Source organism: Streptomyces sp. Isolate_45, from assembly GCF_024721315.2.
Lineage (GTDB): Bacteria > Actinomycetota > Actinomycetes > Streptomycetales > Streptomycetaceae > Streptomyces.
Map to the genome: position 1 here is coordinate 1 of NZ_JANFAK020000308.1, position 4,139 is coordinate 4,139.

A 4,139-nucleotide genomic window follows, 5' to 3' on the forward strand; every position below is an offset into this window, starting at 1 on the left:
GCCATGCCGCCGTACGTGTCGATGATGATCTTCCGGCCGGTGAGGCCGGCATCGCCCATCGGGCCACCGATCTCGAACCGGCCGGTCGGGTTCACCAGCAGCCGGTAGCCCTCGGTGTCCAGCTTGATGCCGTCCTCGGCCAGCTGCGCCAGCACGTGCTCGACGACGAACGTGCGCACGTCCGGCGTCAACAGGGCGTCCAGATCGATGTCCGCCGCGTGCTGCGAGGACACGACGACGGTGTCGAGGCGCACGGCCTTGTCACCGTCGTACTCAATGGTGACCTGGGTCTTGCCGTCGGGGCGCAGGTACGGAACGATCCCCTCCTTGCGGACCTCCGTCAGCCGCCGCGACAACCGGTGCGCGATGTGGATCGGCAACGGCATCAGCTCGGGGGTCTCGTCGCAGGCGTAGCCGAACATCAGGCCCTGGTCGCCGGCGCCCTGCCTGTCGAGCTCGTCCTCGTCGCCCTCCACCCGGTTCTCGTAGGCGGTGTCGACACCTTGCGCGATGTCCGGGGACTGCGCCCCGATGGACACCGACACACCGCACGAGGCGCCGTCGAAGCCCTTCTTCGACGAGTCGTAGCCGATCTCCAGGATCTTCGCCCGCACGAGCTGCGCGATCGGCGCGTACGCCTTCGTCGTCACCTCGCCCGCGACGTGCACCAGACCGGTCGTGATCAGCGTCTCCACGGCCACACGCGAGGTCGGATCCTCCGTGAGCAACGCGTCGAGGATCGTGTCGCTGATCTGGTCAGCGATCTTGTCGGGGTGACCCTCGGTCACGGACTCCGAGGTGAACAGGCGGCGGGACACGAGCAGCTTCCTCCTGATGGTGCGGGCGGGCGGGTGGCGACCGTCTCCGACGTCGCTGGAGATCCGGTCGAGGAGCGGGGGCGGGCGGGTCGAAGCGGGCCGTCAGCGGCGGGCGTCGACGGCCTTGCGCAGGGTGGCCGCGACGGTGCGGACGTCGTCGTCCGACAGGCCGGGGTGCAGCGGCAGGCACAGGGTGCGGCCTGAGGCGACGTCCGAGGAGGGCAGCTCCTGGCCCTCGGAGCGGTAGGCGGCGACCTTGTGCAGCGGCGCGTAGCGGAAGGTCGTGTAGATGCCCGCGGCCAGCAGCTCGCCGGCGACCTCGTCGCGGATCGCGTCGTCCAGTTGCACCCAGTAGAAGTAGTAGGTGGACTCGTGGCCCTCCGGCAGTGGCGGGGGCGGCTCGATGCCCTCGGCGCCGGCGAGTTCGCGGTCGTAGAGGTCGACGATCTCCTTGCGGCGCGTCACGAACTCGGGCAGTCGGCGGAGCTGGACGCGGCCGATCGCCGCCGTCATGTCGTTGCCGATGACGCGGCGGCCGGGCTCGGGGATGTCCAGTTCCCACCAGCGGTGGGAGACCTTCGCGTGGCCGAACCCGCTGGGCTGGGCGAGGCCGTGGTAGGCGAGGCGGCGGGCGCGGGCGGCCAGTTCGGGGTCGCGGACGTAGAGCATGCCGCCGTCGCCGGTCACCATGACCTTCATCGCGTCGAAGCTCCACATGGCGAGGTCGCCGAAGGTGCCCACGGCCCGTCCGTCCACACGGGAGCCGGCCGAGCAGGCCGCGTCCTCGACCAGGGTGACGCCCCGGTCGCGGCACAGCTCCGCGATGGCCTTCACGTCGCCCGGGTAGCCGCCGTAGTGGAGCACGATGACGGCCTTGGTGCGTTCGGTGAGGGCGCTCTCGATGTGCGCCGCGTCCGGGTTGAGGGTGCGCGGGTCCACGTCGCAGAAGACGGGGCGGGCGCCCGCGGCCAGGACGGCGTTCGCGGCGGCGAGGAAGCTCAGGGAGGGCAGCACCACCTCGTCGCCCTCCTCCAGGTCCAGGCACTCCAGGGCGAGGAAGAGGCCGGCGGTGCCCGAGTTGAGGAAGACGACGTTCTGCGCGTCCACCCCGAGGTGGGCGGCGAACTCCGCCTCGAACGCCTTGGTGCGCGGGCCGTGGCCGAGCCACTTGTCGGCGAACACTTCGGCGACCGCGGCGAGTTCCTCGTCTCCGGTCTGCGGCTGGAAGAGATGTATCACGGGGTTCCCCTCTGATCCGGACAGCTGGCCGTGATCGTCCTGACGGGAGCTCGACGAGGGGTTGAGAACGGGTGGAGGACCACCCTGGAACGGGTACGGGCGGAGTCCACCCTCCAGGTGCGTTCGAGACGTTCCGGGCACGATGGACCCGTGGCCCCGGCTTACGCCGTTCGGCCCCGTCCGCCCAGCCCCGTCCGCCCCGTCCCGGCCTTCCCGACCCCAGCCGTCCCGGCCGTCGCCACCCGTCCCGTCCCGGACAACTTGGGCGCCGAGTGACGGATTTCCGATCCCGCTTCCGGTTCCGGCTTGACCTCAACTCGGCTTGAGGTTCTACGTTCTTGTCCAAGGCCTCCACGGGCCGGGCTGAACAGCACTTTTTAAGGGGCGTTGATGATGAAGGCTGCAGGATTCCACGCGTTCGGAGGGCCGGAGGTCCTCGAACTCCTTGAGCTGCCCACCCCTCAGGCCGGTCCCGGCGAGGTCCGTGTCCGGGTGAAGGCGGCCGGCACCCAGCCGACCGACTGCGCGGTGCGCACGGGATGGAACCCTCCCGGTGTCACCATCACGTTCCCGCACGTCACCGGCGGCGACTTCGCCGGCATCGTCGACGAGATCGGCGAGGGCGTCACGGGCTTCTCGGTCGGCGACGAGGTGCTCGGCTACCGCCTCCAGGGCACGTACGCCGAATACCTGACGGTGCCCGCCGATCAGATCGTCGCCAAGCCGGCCGGCATTCCGTGGGAGGTCGCCGGAAGCCTTTCCGCCTCGGGGCAGACGGCGCACACCGTGCTGGAGGACCTGAAGGTGTCCGAGGGCGACACCGTCCTGATCAACGGCGCCGCGGGCGGTGTCGGCACCATCGCGGTCCAGCTGGCCGTGCTGCGCGGGGCGAAGGTCATCGCCACGGCCCGTGAGGACAACCACGATTACCTGCGACAGCTCGGCGCCCTGCCGGTGACGTACGGCGAGGGCCTCGCCGACCGCGTCCGCGCCCTCGCGCCGGAAGGCGTCGACGCCGCGCTCGACACGGCCAGCGCCGAGGGCCTGCGCGTCGCGGCCGAACTCGTCCAGGACAAGGACCGGGTCGGCACGATCTTCGCCTTCGGAGTGCACGAGGAGCTCGGCGTCCGCTGGCTCTCCAGCCGGCGCAACCAGCAGCGGCTGGGCGAGCTGGCCTCGCTGGTGGACAGCGGCAAGCTGACCGTTCACGTCCGCCGGACGTTCCCGCTGGCACAGGCCTCCGACGCGCACCGCGAGCTGGAGACCGGACACGGCCGCGGCAAGATCGTCCTGCTCACCGACTGAGTCCGTCCCGGGCCGGGGCGGCATCCCCCGCCGCCCCGCCCCGCCCCCACCTTTCAGTAGTCATCCCTGTGAAAGAGGTACGTCATGTCCGGCAACCCGCTCAAGATCGGTGTCATCGTCGGCAGCGTCCGCACCGGCCGCTTCGCCGACAAGGTCTCCCGCTGGTTCGTCGCCGAGGCCGCCCGGCGCGATGACCTGGAGATCCACGTCATCGACCTGTCGGAGCCCGCGCTCGTCGAGGAGCTGAAGCTCAACCTCGACCCGCTGGGCACCCCCTCCGAGGCGCCGACCCTGGCCTCCCGGATCGACGGTCTCGACGGGTACGTCGTGATCACCCCGGAGTACAACCACGGCTACCCGGCCTCGCTGAAGCTGGCCATCGACTACGTGTACAACGAGTGGCGCGCCAAGCCGGTCGGCTTCGTCTCCTACGGCGGCGTCGCGGGCGGCCTGCGGTCCGTCGAGCAGCTGCGCCAGGTCTTCGCCGAGCTGCACGCCGTCACCATGCGCGACACGGTCAGCTTCCACAACCCGTGGGAGCGCTTCGACGACGAGGGCCGGCTGCTCGACGACGACGGCGGCAGCTCGAAGGCCGCCTCCGTCCTCCTCGACCAGCTCGCCTGGTGGGGCGTCACCCTGCGCGAGGGTCGCGCGGCGCGCCCGTACGGGAACTGAGCACCGGACCCGTACTCCTTGACCACGGCCGGGGGGGGGGGGGGGGGGGGGGGGGGGGGGGGGGGGGGGGGGGGGGGGGGGGGGGGGGGGGGGGGGGGGGGG

At 71.2% G+C, this 4,139-nt stretch carries 4 protein-coding genes; 2 read left to right on the forward strand and 2 right to left on the reverse strand.

The window, feature by feature from the left end:
- Nucleotides 1-818 (reverse strand): methionine adenosyltransferase (gene metK, locus NOD94_RS40455; RefSeq protein WP_281211242.1); only part of this gene is annotated, 818 nt, incomplete at its 3' end.
- A gap of 102 nt (nt 819-920) precedes the next feature.
- Nucleotides 921-2,057, reverse strand: coding sequence for a DegT/DnrJ/EryC1/StrS family aminotransferase (locus NOD94_RS40460; RefSeq protein WP_281211243.1), 1,137 nt, complete (start codon nt 2,055-2,057; stop codon nt 921-923).
- A gap of 393 nt (nt 2,058-2,450) precedes the next feature.
- Between NOD94_RS40460 and NOD94_RS40465 the strand changes: the two genes are divergently transcribed.
- Together NOD94_RS40465 and NOD94_RS40470 are read left to right on the forward strand one after the other, a co-directional pair.
- The gene (locus NOD94_RS40465) at nt 2,451-3,362 is read left to right on the forward strand and encodes an NADP-dependent oxidoreductase (protein WP_281211245.1); all 912 of its coding nucleotides are present in this window, start codon (nt 2,451-2,453) and stop codon (nt 3,360-3,362) included.
- A gap of 84 nt (nt 3,363-3,446) precedes the next feature.
- Nucleotides 3,447-4,037, forward strand: coding sequence for an NAD(P)H-dependent oxidoreductase (locus tag NOD94_RS40470; protein ID WP_281211244.1), 591 nt, complete (start codon nt 3,447-3,449; stop codon nt 4,035-4,037).
- The last annotated feature ends 102 nt before the right edge of the window (nt 4,038-4,139 follow it).

Bases quoted from the DNA above. Each gene is read 5' to 3' on its own strand.
- NOD94_RS40465 (WP_281211245.1), top strand. From the start codon at position 2,451: ATGAAGGCTGCAGGATTCCACGCGTTCGGAGGGCCGGAGGTCCTCGAA.
- NOD94_RS40470 (WP_281211244.1), top strand. From the start codon at position 3,447: ATGTCCGGCAACCCGCTCAAGATCGGTGTCATCGTCGGCAGCGTCCGC.